14 protein-coding genes are annotated in these 15,305 nt (G+C 63.3%); 6 read left to right on the top strand and 8 right to left on the bottom strand.

The window, feature by feature from the left end; translation table 11 throughout:
• Window position 1: 1 nt before the first annotated feature.
• Both ABD050_RS25735 and ABD050_RS25730 read right to left on the bottom strand, forming a co-directional pair.
• Window positions 2-727 (bottom strand): IclR family transcriptional regulator, encoded by a 726-nt coding sequence (locus ABD050_RS25735; RefSeq protein WP_343892411.1) that lies wholly within the window; start codon window positions 725-727, stop codon window positions 2-4.
• A gap of 109 nt (window positions 728-836) precedes the next feature.
• Window positions 837-1,646, bottom strand: a complete 810-nt coding sequence (locus ABD050_RS25730; protein WP_343892410.1) for a crotonase/enoyl-CoA hydratase family protein — start codon at window positions 1,644-1,646, stop codon at window positions 837-839.
• An 85-nt stretch (window positions 1,647-1,731) separates the two neighbouring features.
• Here ABD050_RS25730 and ABD050_RS25725 point away from each other — a divergent pair, with 85 nt between their 5' ends.
• The 6 genes from ABD050_RS25725 to ABD050_RS25700 all read left to right on the top strand — a co-directional run bounded on the left by ABD050_RS25725 (window position 1,732) and on the right by ABD050_RS25700 (window position 8,962).
• Window positions 1,732-2,871: a CaiB/BaiF CoA transferase family protein gene (locus ABD050_RS25725; protein ID WP_343892409.1), complete on the top strand. Its 1,140-nt coding sequence runs from the start codon at window positions 1,732-1,734 to the stop codon at window positions 2,869-2,871.
• A 73-nt stretch (window positions 2,872-2,944) separates the two neighbouring features.
• On the top strand, window positions 2,945-3,853 hold the full coding sequence (locus ABD050_RS25720) for an SDR family oxidoreductase (RefSeq protein ID WP_343892408.1): 909 nt from the start codon (window positions 2,945-2,947) through the stop codon (window positions 3,851-3,853).
• Window positions 3,854-3,912: 59 nt separating this feature from the next.
• Window positions 3,913-5,361, top strand: a complete 1,449-nt coding sequence (locus ABD050_RS25715) for a hydroxymethylglutaryl-CoA synthase family protein (protein WP_343892407.1) — start codon at window positions 3,913-3,915, stop codon at window positions 5,359-5,361.
• A gap of 14 nt (window positions 5,362-5,375) precedes the next feature.
• Window positions 5,376-6,572, top strand: coding sequence for an acetyl-CoA acetyltransferase (locus tag ABD050_RS25710; protein ID WP_343892406.1), 1,197 nt, complete (start codon window positions 5,376-5,378; stop codon window positions 6,570-6,572).
• A gap of 13 nt (window positions 6,573-6,585) precedes the next feature.
• Window positions 6,586-7,722, top strand: coding sequence for an acyl-CoA dehydrogenase family protein (locus ABD050_RS25705; RefSeq protein ID WP_343892405.1), 1,137 nt, complete (start codon window positions 6,586-6,588; stop codon window positions 7,720-7,722).
• 7 nt (window positions 7,723-7,729) lie between these two features.
• Window positions 7,730-8,962, top strand: coding sequence for an acetyl-CoA hydrolase/transferase family protein (locus ABD050_RS25700; protein ID WP_343892403.1), 1,233 nt, complete (start codon window positions 7,730-7,732; stop codon window positions 8,960-8,962).
• Window positions 8,963-8,977: 15 nt separating this feature from the next.
• Here ABD050_RS25700 and ABD050_RS25695 read toward each other — a convergent pair whose 3' ends face one another.
• From ABD050_RS25695 to ABD050_RS25670, 6 genes are all read right to left on the bottom strand, one after another.
• Window positions 8,978-10,492, bottom strand: coding sequence for an acyl-CoA synthetase (locus ABD050_RS25695; RefSeq protein WP_343892402.1), 1,515 nt, complete (start codon window positions 10,490-10,492; stop codon window positions 8,978-8,980).
• A gap of 81 nt (window positions 10,493-10,573) precedes the next feature.
• Window positions 10,574-11,047: a MaoC/PaaZ C-terminal domain-containing protein gene (locus tag ABD050_RS25690; protein WP_343892401.1), complete on the bottom strand. Its 474-nt coding sequence runs from the start codon at window positions 11,045-11,047 to the stop codon at window positions 10,574-10,576.
• A complete protein-coding gene (locus tag ABD050_RS25685; RefSeq protein WP_343892400.1) occupies window positions 10,998-11,453 on the bottom strand; it encodes a MaoC family dehydratase N-terminal domain-containing protein in 456 nt (151 codons plus the stop codon). Before ABD050_RS25685 ends, ABD050_RS25690 begins: the two co-directional genes overlap by 50 nt.
• A 164-nt stretch (window positions 11,454-11,617) precedes the next feature.
• The gene (locus ABD050_RS25680) at window positions 11,618-13,015 is read right to left on the bottom strand and encodes a M20/M25/M40 family metallo-hydrolase (protein ID WP_343892399.1); all 1,398 of its coding nucleotides are present in this window, start codon (window positions 13,013-13,015) and stop codon (window positions 11,618-11,620) included.
• Window positions 13,016-13,105: 90 nt separating this feature from the next.
• Entirely contained in the window at window positions 13,106-14,044 is a 939-nt protein-coding gene (locus ABD050_RS25675) for an SMP-30/gluconolactonase/LRE family protein (RefSeq protein ID WP_343892398.1), read from the bottom strand.
• 268 nt (window positions 14,045-14,312) lie between these two features.
• On the bottom strand, window positions 14,313-15,293 hold the full coding sequence (locus tag ABD050_RS25670; RefSeq protein WP_343892397.1) for a 2-hydroxyacid dehydrogenase: 981 nt from the start codon (window positions 15,291-15,293) through the stop codon (window positions 14,313-14,315).
• Window positions 15,294-15,305 lie beyond the last annotated feature (12 nt).

Below are 15,305 nucleotides of genomic sequence, written 5' to 3'. Positions count from 1 at the left end.
CTCAGCCCGGCTTGCTGGAAGAGGCCCGAAGCGCTGTGGCGCGAATGTCCTCGCCGATCTTGCGCAACGTCGGCACGCCGTGCTGGCCGGTGAACATCGTTCCCGCGACACAATAGGCGACCGCGCCCGTCCGGTCGAAAATCGGTGCGGCGGCCGAGGTCACGCCGGCCAGGAACTGGCTCTGGTCGATGGCATAGCCATCCCGGCGGACCTGCTCCAATTCCGCCATGAAATCCGCGAAACGCGGCGCGGCATGCCACCGCAGATCGGCGAAGCGCCTCTCAAGCTCAGCCTCGGAAAAGGATCCGAAGGCGGCGACGCAGCGGCCGGTAGCGCCGGCCAGGATCGGTGCGCGATGCCCGACCATGATCTGAATCTGGGTATCCGCCCCGGATTCGGCCGTGGCGATCGCTGTCAGGCGCTCGCCGTGGCTGACGCGAAACAGCGACGTAGTCATCTGATAGTCTGTGGCCAGCCGAAAGAGGTCCTGCCGCAACCGGGTCAACATACCCGATTGGGCCAACCCCCGCTGTGCCAGCTCAACCGTCCCGGCGCCGAGCGCATAGCTCTTATCCGCCTGGTCGAAGTCAAGCATCCCTTCCGCCACCAGCGTCCGCACGATGTTGAAGCAAGAGCTCGGACTGATATCGAGCGCCCGCGAAATCGCCGTCACGCCCTGGGGCCGATCAAGGTTGCCCAGATAGCGAAGCACCGCAAGCGCCTGCACGATCGCCGATACCGACTGCCGCGGGTTGCTAAGATCGAGAGGTTCCGACATCCGGCCGCCTATAAGGAATTCGGTTCCGCAGCGCCACCACGGCGCTGCGCCTCGCGCATCAGCCGCCCTGGAAGACCGGCCTGCGGCGTTCGCCGAATGCACGCAACGCCTCGCGATGATCCTCCGTCATATGGGCAAGAGCCTGTAATGCGGCCGAATATTCAAGGGTGTTTTCGAGACGCTCGTTTTGCGCCACGCGCATGAGCCGGCGCGTCATCCGAACCGCAATGCGGGGATTGGCTGCTATCTTGCGCGCAATATCCACCGCGGCATCGATCAATCGGCCATCGGGAACGACCCTGGATACGAGCCCGGCGGCGAGTGCATCGTCAGCGTCGATGCGTTCGCCGGTCAAGACCATCTCACTGGCTTTGGCGAACCCCACGATCCGTGGCAGCAACCAGGCGCCGCCGTCGCCGGGGATGAGGCCGAGGGTGACGAAGCTTTCTGCGAAGACAGCCGACTGGGCGGCGATACGGATATCGCACATGCAGGCCAGATCGCAGCCCGCGCCAATGGCGGGGCCGTTGACCGCGGCGATCACCGGAACATCAATGCGTTCGAACGCCAGCGGCAGGCGCTGGATGCCGGCGCGATAATTCTCGCGCGTCTGTGGTGGAAAATCGCTGACGAGCCCCCCGGCGGCGGCGATCGTTTTCAGATTACCGCCTGCCGAAAAGGCACTGCCGGCGCCTGTCAGGATCAGCACCCGCACGGCCGGATCGGCGTCGAGGGTCGCCGCGGCGGCGATAAGGGCGTCGATCATCGGATTGTCCGAAATCGCATTGCGAACGTCCGGTCGGTTCATCGTCACTACCCGGATTCCGTCACCCAGATCGTCGATCAGCACCAGCGGTTGATCGCTCATCGCGCACCTCCATTTCAAACGATGCATTGGCGTGTACAGTTATTCCTGTTTATGCATATTATCAAATCGTCGTTTAGGAGCGGGTATGAGCCAAGGGCCACTTGCGGGCACGAGGATCCTGGAATTCTCCGGAATCGGGCCAGGCCCGTTTGCGGGCATGCTTCTTTCAGACCTTGGCGCCGACATCATCCGCATCGACCGACCAGGCTACGACCGCGACACGCCGGTCCATGTCACGCGTCGCGGTCGCCGGTCGGTGGCGCTCGATCTGAAAGCACCCGGCGCGACCGAGACGTGCCTTGCGCTGATGGGTCGCGCCGATGCCATCTACGAAGGCTTTCGGCCGGGAGTGATGGAACGGCTCGGCCTTGGCCCGGACGTGGCGCTTAGCCACAACCCGAGGCTGGTATATGGGCGGATGACCGGCTGGGGCCAATATGGTCCCCTCGCCCAGGCGGCCGGCCATGACATCAATTATATCGCGATCAGCGGTGCCCTCGCCGCCATAGGCCCTGCAGAACAGCCGATGCCGCCGCTCAACCTCGTCGGAGATTTCGGGGGCGGCGCGCTTTACCTCGTTGTTGGGCTTCTGGCGGCGCTCCTGCATGCTCGCGAGACCGGCGAGGGTCAGGTCGTGGACGCAGCGATGAGCGATGGCGCGGCTTCGCTGATGGCAGCCTTCTATGGAATGAGGGCGGATGGCAGGTGGAAGTCGGAGCGCGCGGGCAACATGCTCGACGGCGGCTCGCCTTATTATGGCACCTACCGGTGTCAGGATGATCGCTGGGTAGCGATCGGTCCGCTGGAACCGCAGTTTTTCCGACATCTTATCAAGCTTCTCGGCATCGATTTCGTACCCGAGCGGCAAGAGGATCGGGCCGCCTGGCCGGCCCTGCGCCGAAGCTTCGAAAGCGCGTTCCTGCGTCGCCCCCAGGCCGAATGGATCGCACTTCTCGAAGGGACCGATGCATGCGCGGCGGGCGTGATCGGCATGGAAGATGCGCCTCGCCACCCTCATAATAGCGCGCGCGGGACGTTCGTGGAGGTGGAAGGCGTCATACAACCGGCGCCCGCACCGCGCTTTTCGAAAACGCCGGGCGCAATTCAGCAAACGGGTTTCGGCATAGGCGCCCACGACGCCGAAGCGTTGCTGGATTGGGGGATAGATAGAAGTGTGATCGACATGCTTCGTGCCAGCGGAGCGCTCGCCAAAGCCGAGCTTTGATTGTTGAATTCATATTCACGCAGGTGCATAGGCTGGTGAAATCGCTTTTGTGAAAAGGGTAAGGTGGATGGGAATGCTCGAGGGCAAGGTGGTTGCGGTTACCGGCGGCGGGCGCGGAGTCGGACGCAGCGTTGCGTTGGCATGCGCAAGCGCTGGGGCGAAGGTCGTGGTGAACGATCTGGGTTCGTCCGAATCCGGTGATGACGCAGATGCCGGCCCTGCCCGCGACGTCGTCGATGAGATCACCGCCGCCGGCGGCACGGCGATTGCCAACACCGCCAGCGTGATGGAGCCGGAAGGCGCCACCTCGATCATCGAGGACGCGGTCAGGCATTTCGGCCGGATCGACGGCGTGGTGAACAACGCCGGCTTCCTTCGCGACGCGATGTTTTACAAGATGAGCCTCAAGGACTGGACCGACGTCATCCAGGTTCACCTCAACGGCAGCTATTACGTCTCTCGCGCCGCAGCGAATTATTTCAAGGAGCAGGGCTCCGGCGCCTATGTCCACTTTACGTCCACTAGTGGCGTGCTGGGCAATATCGGCCAGACAAACTACAGCGCCGCCAAGGCGGGCATCGTGCAGATGTCCTACTCGATCGCGCTTGAAATGGCGAAATTCGGGGTGCGCTCGAATTGCATCGCGCCGACCGCCTGGACGCGCCTGCTGGAGACCATCCCCATTCGGGACGAAGCCCACCGGATCAAGATGGAACGCATGAAAGCAATGCTCGGGCCGGAAAAAATCGCACCGCTGGTCGTCTATCTGATGTCCGACGACGCCAGGAACGTCAGCGGCCAGACGTTCGGCGTCCGCAACAATGAAGTGTTCCTGTATTCGCGCCCGACCATCCTGCGGACGATGCAGATGTCCGACGGGTGGACGCCCGAGAGCATCGCGGAGATTCTGATGCCGGCACTGCGCCCAAGTTTCCCCAAACTCGCCAAGAGCGCCGACGTCATCGCTTGGGAGTCGTACTGACCGCAAGCCGTTCGCCGCCGGCATGTCGGCGGGAAAAGTCGCAAACACGAGGTTGATCGATGGTCGGAATTCTGGCGCTGGGCGCCTATGTACCGCGCTTACGGCTGCAACGCGCTGCCGTCGCGCGGTCGGTGAGCTGGTTCAACCCGGCGCTGGCGGCGCTGGGAAAGGGCGAACGCGCGCTCTGCGCATGGGATGAAGATACGATCACCATGGCGGTCGAAGCGGCGCGCGACTGCATGGCCGGCGGCGATCGCGCGGCGATCGGCAAGGTCCTGCTCGCCTCAACGACCTTTCCCTATGCCGACCGCCAGAACGCCGGCGTGGTCAAGGAAGCGCTCACGCTGGATGACGATACAGGCACGCTGGACGTGACCGGCTCGCAACGCGCAGGGACTTCCGCGCTGATCGTCGCCCTCGACGCTGCGGGGAATGCGCCTGTTTTGTGCGTGGCATCTGAGAATGCGATTGCCAAGCCGGCCTCGGAAGCGGAATTCGTCAATGGCGACGCGGCAGCGGCCGTGCTCGTCGGGACCGGTGACACGCTCGCCGATTTCCTGGGCTCCCACAGCGTGTCGATCGATTTCGTCGATCACTTCCGGGCGAGCGATCGTCGCTACGCGGTCGCATGGGAAAGTCGCTGGGTGCGTGACGAGGGCTATGCGAAGATCATGCCTGCCGCGATCGGCGCCGCGCTGGCGAAGTTCGGCATCGATCCTGCTGCGGTCGACCATTTCGTCATGCCGTCACCGGTCCGCGGCATCGCCCAGGCCATGGCCAGGGCCGCCGGCATCGCCCCTCCGGCGGTCTGCGATCCGTTGCAGGACGTGATCGGCGATGCCGGTTGTGCACAGCCCCTGCTGCTGCTGGCCGACACGATCGAAAAGGCCCGCCCCGGCGAGATCATCCTGGTCGTGTCGTTCGGTCAGGGCTGCGACATCCTCGCCTTCCGGGCAACGGAGCGGGTCACGCAGGCGCGGCAAGCGCTCGGCGTCCAAGGGTGGCTGAAGCGCCGCGCCGTCGAAGACAATTACGTCAAATATCTCTATTGGACCGGCGAGATCACGCTGGACGGTGGGCTTCGCAGCGAACTCGATCTCAAGATGCCGTTGTCGCTGTTGTATCGCGAGCGCAAGACGCTGCTGGGCCTGGTCGGCGGCCGATGCCGCGAGACGGGGACCGTCCAGTTTCCGAAAACCCGCATCTCGGTCGCGCAAAATGCCCGCATGGTCGATACGCAGGATGATTATCCGCTGGCGGAACTGCCGGCGCGGGTAGTGACCTTCACGGCTGACCATCTCGCGGCATCGGATGCGCCGCCGGCCTGCTACGGCATGGTCGAATTTGACGGCGGCGGCCGGTTCGTGGCCGATTTCGCGGACGTTGATGCCGAAGGCATGGCGGTCGGCGCGCCGGTGCGGATGATGTTCCGACTGAAGCGCAAGGACGAACGCGGCTTCAAGCATTATTTCTGGAAGGCCGTGCCGGACTATCGGCCGGCAGCCTGATCGGGAGACGAAGCATGGCTAGTGGTATCAAGGACCGGGTCGCCATTCTGGGCATGGGATGCTCGCGCTTCGGCGAGCGTTGGGACATGGACGCCCCCGCGTTGATGGTCGAGGCGTTCGAGGAAGCGCTGGCCGATGCAGGCATCGACGTGTCGCAGCTTGAGGCCGGCTGGTTCGGCCACGCCCGCACCGTCGTCGGGGATTCCGCAGTCCCAATGTCCGTCGCGTTGCGACTGCCTAATATTCCGGTCACCCGCGTCGAGAATTTCTGCGCGACGGGCACGGAGGCGTTCCGGGGCGCCACATATGCGGTCGCAAGCGGCGCTTGCGATATCGCCTTCGCGCTCGGCATGGAGAAGCTGAAGGACTCGGGTTATGGCGGGCTACCGGCCAATTCGCGCGGGCTTTTCAACGACGCCGCAGCCGCCAGCGGCACCGCACCCGGCGCCTTTGCTCAAATCGCCTCCGCCTATGGCGCCAAGCATCGCATCGCCCCTGCTGACCTGAAGCGGGCAATGGCGCACGTCTCGGTCAAGAGCCATCTCAATGGCGCGAAGAATCCCAAGGCGCATCTGCGCAAGATCATCACCGAGGAACAGGCGATCAACGCGCCGATGATCGCCCAGCCGCTCGGCCTGTTCGACTGCTGCGGTGTGTCGGACGGCGCGGCCTGTGCGATCGTGACGACGCCGGAAATCGCCCGCGCGCTGGGCAAGAAGGATGTCGTAACGGTGAAGGCGCTGCAGATCGCGGCGTCTAACGGGTGGGAAGCCGAGGGCAGCGGCTGGGACTATAGCTATTTCCACACCACCCGCATCGCGGCCGCCCGAGCCTATCGCGAAGCCGGTATCGTCAATCCCCAGAGCGACATCAGCCTGACCGAGGTCCATGATTGCTTCTCGATCACCGAGCTCGTGACGATGGAGGATCTGGGCCTCAGCCGGGAAGGCGAGGCCGTCCGCGACGTTCTCGACGGCAAGTTCGACGCCGACGGCCGGATCCCGTGCCAGATCGACGGCGGCCTCAAATGCTTCGGTCATCCCATCGGCGCATCGGGCATCCGCATGATCTACGAAAATTACCTGCAGCTGCTGGGCCGCGCCGGCGAGCGGCAGCGCAGCACGCCGCCCTCGATCGCGCTGTCGCACAATCTCGGCGGCTATCCGAACCTCAATGTCTGCGCGATCGCCATCGTCGGGATGCAGAACTGACAAGGCCAGAACGATGATTCCGAGGTCCCTGTTCGACGGCGAGCACGAGGCGTTTCGCGACTCAGTCCGCAAATTCCTCCAGGCCGAGATCGAGCCTCATCACGAGGCGTGGGAGGAAGCTCGCCTTGTCGATCGCAGCGCGTGGCTGGCCGCGGGCCGCGAGGGATTGTTGTGCATGACCACCCCGCCGGAATATGGCGGGCTGGGGCTGGATCGCCTCTATCCGACAATCATGATCGAGGAATTGGCGCGGACCAACCTGACGGCGCCCAATTTCATGCTGCATTCGGAAATCGTCGCACCCTATCTCGTCCGCTACGGGACGGAGGCGCAGAAGCAGCGATGGCTGCCGCGCATGGCTCGCGGCGAGACCATTGGCGCGATCGCCATGACAGAGCCTGGCGGCGGCTCCGATCTCGCCGCGATCCGCACCAGCGCGATCCGCGACGGAGATGATTATGTCATTAACGGCCAGAAAGTCTTCATTTCCAACGGCCAGGCAGCGGATCTCATTGTCGTCGCCACCAAGACCGATCGCACCGCAGGAGCCAAAGGCGTCACGTTGTTCCTGGTGGAGGCAGATCGCCCCGGTTTCAAGCGCGGGAGGAACCTCAAGAAGATCGGGCTGCACGGCCAGGACACGTCCGAACTCTTCTTCGACGATGTCCGCGTCCCGGCCGACAACATGCTGGGCGACTATGACGGCGGCTTCCGATGCCTGATGCGCGAACTCGCCTGGGAAAGGATGAGCCTGGCCATCCGCGCCACCGCCACCTGCGAATATGCAGTCCAATGGACTGTTGCCTATACCCGCGAGCGCAAGGCATTCGGCACGACGATCTTCGACATGCAGCATAACCGGTTCAAGCTTGCCGATTGGCATGCGCAGACGCAGGTTTTACGCGCGTTCATCGATAGTTGCATCCTTCTCGTCAAGGATGGAAAGCTCGATGCTGCGACAGCGGCAGTGGCCAAGCAGCAATCGACCGAATTGATGATGACCGTGCTCGACGGATGCCTGCAGATGCACGGCGGCTACGGGTTCATGCGCGAATATCTGATCGGACGGGCTTATAACGATGCCCGCTATCTCAAGATTGCCGGCGGCTCGAACGAAACGATGCTCGACTTGATCGCTCGAACGCTCTGACCCGTTCGTGAGAGCCGTTCTCGATCTTTTTCGACCGGGCATACGCCTCTATCTGCCCGGCGGATCGGGCGAAATCCTCGCGCTCGCAGACGCGCTTGCCGCCGACCCGCAACGGCTGCAGGGGACCGACCTGACATCGTGCCTGCTGCCCGGCTTCAACGGGTTCGATTACGCCGCACTGGCCCCCGAGACCCGGCTGACGACCTTCATGCTCCCGCCGGCGTTTCAGGGCTCGGCAGCATCGGGCAACACCCGCGTGGTCCCCCTGCCCTATAGCGGCATCGCTCGCTTCCTGGAGGAAAGCCGCTTCGACATCGCCTTGTTCCATGTCGCCGAACCCGACGAGAACGGCTTGTGCTCGCTCGGGATAAGCGCCGATTTCGCCCCCCATGTCTGGCGGACGGCGCGCCACCGCGTGCTGGTCGTCAATCCAGACATGCCGCGCTTCCGACGCGGCCCCAGCTTGGCGCTCGCCGATGCGGATCTGGTCTGCGACTGGGCATCGCCGCTGGTTTCGGGCAAGGAGGACCGGCCGACGCCGGTCACGGAGACAATCGCCGCCACGGTTGCGGCGTTGATCCCCGACAGTGCGACCCTTCAGTTCGGAATAGGCGGCGCGCCGGGCGCGACCTGGCGCCATCTCACCGCGCATCGCGACCTGCGGATCGCGTCGGGGATGGTGACGGCCGGGATCGAGCCCCTTCAAGCCGCCGGCGCGCTCCGTGCCGACGACAGCCATGTCGCCGGCATAGCGATCGGCGATGCGGCTTTCTACGAGCGTCTCGCGAACCGCGACGATCTGCAACTGGCCCCGGTGGGAACGACACACAATGCTGCGGCATTGGGCTGTACCGAGCGCTTCTGCGCGATCAATTCCGCGCTCGAGGTCGATCTTTTCGGCCAGGCCAACCTCGAATGGCGCGACGGCAGGCAGATCAGCGGTATCGGCGGCGCGCTGGATTTCGCCCAGGCGGCAATGGCGTCGCATGGCGGACGGGGAATAACCGCGCTGGCCGCGACGGCACGCGAGGGCAGCGTATCCCGGATCGTCCCTCGCCTCGCCTCGGCGACCGTCTCACTCTCGCGCGATCATGTCGACACGGTCGTCACCGAATATGGCGCTGCCACTCTTCCCGGCATGTCCGTCGAGGAGCGCGCCCAGGCGTTGATCGCGATTGCGGCTCCTGCCCATCGCGACGATCTGCAAGCTGAGTGGCGGCGCCTGCGCTCGCACGCCTGACACCGCCCGGCCCGGTCAGGCCGGGACGCGTGCATATCGTTCGCGAAGCAGGAATTTCTGCATCTTGCCAGTCGGCAGGCGCGGCAGTTCGGGCTCGAACTCGATCCGTTTGGGCACTTTGACGCCCGACAGCGAACCACGTAGCCAATCGCGCAGTTCCTCGGCGAAGGCAGGTGTCGCGTCCTTCATATCGAGCGGTTGAACTATGGCGGTGACGATTTCACCCATCTCCAGATCGGGGACCCCGATGACGGCGGCGTCGGCCACCCTGGGATGAGTGACCAGCAGATTCTCGATTTCCTGCGGATAGACGTTCACGCCCCCGGTGATGATCATGAACCCGCCGCGATCGGTGAGAAACAGATACCCGTCCTCGTCGAGATATCCGACGTCACCCACCGTGGTCCAACCCTGTTCGTTGCGCGCGGCGGCAGTCTTTTCGGGGTCGCCATGATAGATGAAGTCCTGGCCACCCTCATGAAAGACGGTGCCGATCGTGCCGGCCGGAACGGGCTTGCCGTCCGCGTCACAGATATGGACGCGTCCATATCGCGCCGCGCCGACCGAGCCGGGCTTCCGAAGCCATTCGGGCGTCGTGATCGACGTGATGGTCGTCTGCTCGGTGCTGCCAAAATATTCGAAGATGATCGGGCCGAACCATTCAATCATCGCGTGCTTCACCGGCACCGGGCACGGCGCGGCAGCGTGGACCGCCAGTTGGAGCGAGGAAACATCATAGCGATCGCGAACCTCTTTCGGCAGCTTGAGCATGCGGACGAAATGGGTCGGCACCCAAAGGCTGAGCGTCGCTCGATACCTCTCGATCAGGGAGAGCGCATGCTCCGGGTCGAACCGCTCCATGACCACGACGGTACCCCCGGCGCAGACGGTATTGATCGCCAGGCGAAACGGCGCCGAATGATAGAGGGGCGCGGGCAAAATCAGGACCGTCTCTTCGCAGAGGCCATAGGTGCTGCGAGCCCTTGAGGATTGCGCCGACGCATTCGTCCAGCGAATGCCCTTCGGTCGCCCGGTCGTGCCGGATGAATAGAGCATCTCCCCGCCCAGCGACTCATGCATGATGGCCGTGCCTGGCTGCTTCGCTGCCTCATCGCGCCATGATCGGAACCCGGAGTCCGCATCCCCGACGCTGAAAAGAGGAATGTCGCCAATCACTTCCGGCAACTTGCCGAACGCGTCGCCGATGCCGGGAGACGTCACCAGCAAGCGAGCGCCGCTATTGCGGACGACGTAATCGATTTCGACCGCCGTGAGCTTCGACGAGATCGGTACGATGACGATCCCCCCGCGCATCGCACCCCAAGCGAGTTCGATGATCTCGGGGCGATTTTCCAGGCAGAAGGCAGCGATGCCGCCGGCATCGATGCCCAGGCTCCGCATGAGATGGGCGTTCTGGTTGGAACGCCGTTCCAAGTCGCCGAACGTCGTGGTCCGGCCGCTGCTTCCCATGACGATCGCCGGTTTATCGGGATTGTCGCGCGCGATCGTCGAGATCGATTCCTCAATCATACATCCTCACAAGACAGCTATTTATCGGCGGGCAGTTATTTGATTTTTCACCCGCCGAATTCGATTTGATAGCGCGAACAGCTATGGAAGCCGGACGAGAGCTTCGCCTGCCAGCGTGTCCGCTCCGTCCTTGATCTTCGCCTTGATCGCGAGCTTGACCTGTTTCTCGCCAGCTATCTTTTCGATGATCTCGCCGCTGCACACGACCTGTGCATGGAGGGGCGTGATCGACAGGAAGCGCACGCGCCAGGAGATGATCTGCTCCTGCCTTACCCAGCGTGTCAGCAACTGGGCGAGGTACGCCATGGAAAGCATGCCATGGGCGAATACGTCGGTCATGCCGGCGCTCTTCGCGAAATCGCTGTCGATGTGCAGCGGATTATGATCCGCCGACGCCCCGGCATAAAGGGCAAGGGTGGTTCGCGAAATCGGCGCGGTGATGAACTCGGGCAATCCGTCCCCGATCGCGACCTGATCAAAGGTAAGATCCTGCATCCCTTGCACCTCAGTTTCGCACGACGAGATTGCAGCGTTGACGAACGCAGAGTTCGCCATGCTGGTTCACGGCGTCGACGGTCGTGACGACGAACTCCATCGCGCCGTTTTTCTTGTCGTAAATGTCCACGACCTTGGTTTTCATGGTGATGCCGTCACCGGCATAGATCGTCTTGTGATATTCGAATGCCTGTTCGCCATGCAGGAAGCCGCCCACCTTGACGCCAAGCACCGCCATGTAATTCCCAGCCGGGCCAGCCTTGGCCCGCGCAAGCGAATTGAGGACGAAGGCGAACGTCGGGGGCGCCGGAATGGTAGGGTGCCCGGCCGCCCGGGCCGCCTCCTCGTCGGAATAGATCGGGTCGTCGTTCCCGGTTGCCTTCGCAAACGCCACGAGCTGCCCCTTTTCGACATCGACGGTGATCGCCGGTGTTTCATAGCCGATGAATTTTTCTCGATCGATCATAGGTGATTTCGTGTTCCCGTTTCAGCGATGACTAAGATCGCCGCCAGTACGTTTTGCCTGGACAGTCATGTCGCATTGCCCCCGGCCATGCGCGAGATGCCCCAGGCTGATGTTTCTCCCACCCCGACATCGCTTTCTCATACTGCCAGGTGATCGCCGGCGACTCATCCAGCATAAGCCTTGATCAAATCGGTCAGCAGATCGCGCCCCGTATAAAGCGCCTTCACCGACATCTTCTCATTGAGGCCGTGAATGTGGTTGAGGTCGGCATCAGTGATGATCCCGGGAACGCCGTAGCAGGGAATGCCGATCGCCTCGAGAAAGATGTCGTCGGTGCCCGCAGTCAACATCGAGGGAAGCACGGGAACGCCGGGATAATATTTGGCCATCACTTTCACGATCGGCGCGATCACGGCGGGATCGAGCGGCGGCTGCTTGGCGGTCGGCCCCTTTGGCGGGTCGCGCGTGATCTTGACGGCAGAATCGCCGATCACCTGGGTCAAGGTCGCCAGCACCTGCGCGCCGTCCGAGCCCGGCAGCACTCGACAATTGACCGTCGCCTTGGCGTGCTGAGGCAACGCATTGTTGGCATGGCCGCCTTCCTGCAGCGTCGCCACGCACGTCGTGCGCAGCATCGCGTGCAACGACCGGTCACGATCAACGATCGCAGCCGCGGCCCTGTCTTGCGGGTCCTTGGCGATTGCGACCATCGCCTGGCCGACTTCACCACCCTGGATAGCGCCTGCCTTAGCGAAATATGTCCGCGTCACGTCGTTGAACTGGATCGGAAACTCGTAATCGCGGATCTTCAGCAATGCCTCGGAGAGCTGGTAGATCGCATTGTCGCGGACCGGCACCGAGCTGTGGCCGCCGGCATTGAAGGTTTCGAGCTGATAGTTTTCAACGGTCTTCTCGCCGACCTGGATGGTGGCGATGCCAAGCTTGCCAGAGGCATCGGTATGCGCGATCCCGCCCTCGTTCAGCGCGAAAGCCGCATCGACCAGATCGGGCCGGTTCTTGGTCAGCCAGGCATTGCCGTTGAACGCCCAGCTCGTCTCCTCGCCGCAGGTGAAGGCCACCTTGATGGTCCGCTTCGGCTTGTATCCCTGCTCCTTGAATCGGATCATCGCATCGAGCCAGATCGCGTCCATCGCCTTCATGTCGGTCGTGCCGCGGCCGTAAAAATACCCGTCTTCCTCGATCAGCTTGTACGGATCGCGAGTCCAGTCCTCGCGCTTGGCCGCAACAACATCAATATGGCCCATCAGCAGCAGAGGCTTCAGCGTCTTCGAGGTGCCCGGGAGGATAATGACGATGCCGCCTTCCTTGGGATGATCGGGCACCCCATAGCGCGTGATCTCGCTCGACCCGAAGCCTGCCTGACGTGCCTGAGCCTCGATCTTGTCGGAAAGCTCCGTGCAGCTGCCGGTCGTGATCGACGTGTCGGTCTCGATCATCTGCTGATACAGCGCACGGAAGCGCTGCTGATCAGGCCGTAGCTGCTGCGCCCGTGCACAAGCCGGCGAGAGCGCGGCTGACAGGGCGGCGCAGATGAGGGCCATGCGCGCTGGCGCCGCAATTCGCACATTATATCGCATAGTCATAAGCCCCGCTTCCATAAGTGTTCAAAAATTGCTTCCGCCGCGCGGCCCTCAAGGCCGCGCCGTCAGCGGATCGTGAAGTGGTTGCCCCGGCCGTGGCCAGTCGACCGCCATCAGCCGGCCCGTTCCCGACAACGTGACGAACGCAGTCCGCATGCCGATGCCGCCGAAGCAGATGTTGGTGCAGAAAAGCTCCGGCCCGTCGTGGAACTCGACCAGTTCCCCGGCCGGCGAGATAACGCTGATCCCACCGCGCACCAGCGTTCCAACGCAGATGTTTCCGCATGCTTCGACTGCCATGGAATCAAACCGCTGATAGCCGGGCAGACCGTGAAGGAGGCGGCCCCCGTTTGGCGAAGGCCAGGACAGTTTCACCACCTCCCCCTCACCGACGATCTCGAAGCTCCAGAGCCGGCTGGTCTCCGTCTCGGAGACATACAGGGTCTTGTCATCGGGCGAGAGCGCTACGCCGTTGGGCGTCAGGATCGGAAAGATCGCTTCCTTGATGAGGGACCCGTCAAGGCGCGCATAATAGACCGCTCCGCGATCCATCTGGCGGCCATAGGTCTTTCCCATGTCCGTGAACCAAAAGCCGCCGGACCGATCGAAAACGATGTCATTGGGCCCCTTCAGCGCCACGCCATCGCAGGAATCGTACAGAAGCGTGACCGCGCCCGTGTCGAGATCGACACGCTCGATCCGGCCGGTACGATAATCGGATGCGCGCCCGACGATCCGCAGATAGCCATCCGCCTCGCGATGCCACTCGAAGCCACCATTGTTGCACACATAGCATTGGCCATCGGGTCCGATCGCGGCGCCGTTCGGCCCGCCCCCCAATTGTGCGACGAGACGCTTTTCACCGGAGGGCGATATCCGCGTCAGGCAACCCCGTTCGATCTCCACCACGATGACCGAGCCGTCCTGCAACGCAATCGGCCCTTCGGGAAAGGACAGGCCGTCGGTAACTTCTCTCCATGCGAGGCTCACCCTGCTCTCCCTACCGGCATGACCGCCCCATAACCGGAACGGCGCGGCCGCCATCCCTTCAACGATCCGATGACCGCCTGACGACCCATTCCACTCCGGGACCCGGAGTCTTCCGCGAATGCTCGGCGCAGGCGGATTATGCCGGATAGCCTTTGGAATTTGGTTGCGAATTTCTCAGCCAGACCGAAAATGGTGGCACTCCATGCTTGAGATTCCCGGCCCGCTTGGCACAGCGTGCCTTCAGCCCCAGGACCTGCCCCCGCGCTGGTCACGCTGTGCGAGGCCCGATGCGGACCGGGGTCAGCATTTCGCCATGACGCGCGAAGTGCAGAAGATTGTCGACCACCAGTTGCTCCATCGCCGCACGGGTTTCGGTGGTCGCGCTGCCATAGTGCGGCGTGAGAACGACGTTGTCGCGTTCACGCAGCGCCAGCGGCGCACCAGGCTCCCCCTCCAGCACGTCGAACCCGCCGCCCGCGATACGGCCTTTGTCGAGCGCGGCAATCAAGGCAGCCTGATCGACGACCGAGCCTCGACCGATATTGATCAGGATGCCTCCTGGGCCGAGCGCCTGCAACACATCGGCGGACACCAGATGATAAGTATCGGGGCCACCGCCACACGCCACCACGAGGAAATCGGCCCAGGCGGCCAGCGCGGTCAATGACGGTTCGAAGCCGTAGCTGGTCGGCTTGGGCGTTCTGCCATGATAGCGAACCTCCATCGAAAACCCGTTCGCGCGCCTCGCGATCGCAGCACCGATCCGCCCCAATCCGATGATGCCGAGCCGCTTTCCCGACACTTTCGTCGTCAATGGAAATCCGCCCAGCTTCGTCCATTGTCCGGCCCGCACGTAACGATCGGCGGCGCCGATCCGGCGCGCCGTGGCAATCAGCAATCCCCACGCAAGATCCGCCACGCAATCATTCAGCACGTCCGGTGTGTTCGCGACCGCGATGCCGCGGGCGGCGGCGGCATCGATTGCGATCGTGTCATAACCCGCGCCCCAACTGCTGATCGCCCGCAGCGCGGGGAGCGCCGCGATCTGCGCCGATCCACAGCCGTGACGAACCGTGGTGGAAACCATGGTGATCGATGCGAGATCGGATTGCGTCAGCGCACCATTCCCGGACTCCCACGCGCGCACGGTATCAAATTGCTCGGCAAGGAGCCGATCGGCCAAGGGACCGATCGGCGCCAGTTGCAGGACACGCCCGCCAGCCGCGGGACGATCGACACAGACCATCATCCGACCCGCAAA

The organism is Sphingomonas oligophenolica (assembly GCF_039522915.1).
Taxonomy (GTDB): Bacteria; Pseudomonadota; Alphaproteobacteria; order Sphingomonadales; family Sphingomonadaceae; genus Sphingomonas; species Sphingomonas oligophenolica.
The sequence above is the reverse complement of the archived record's forward strand: the minus strand, read 5'-3'. Positions and strand labels throughout refer to the sequence as shown.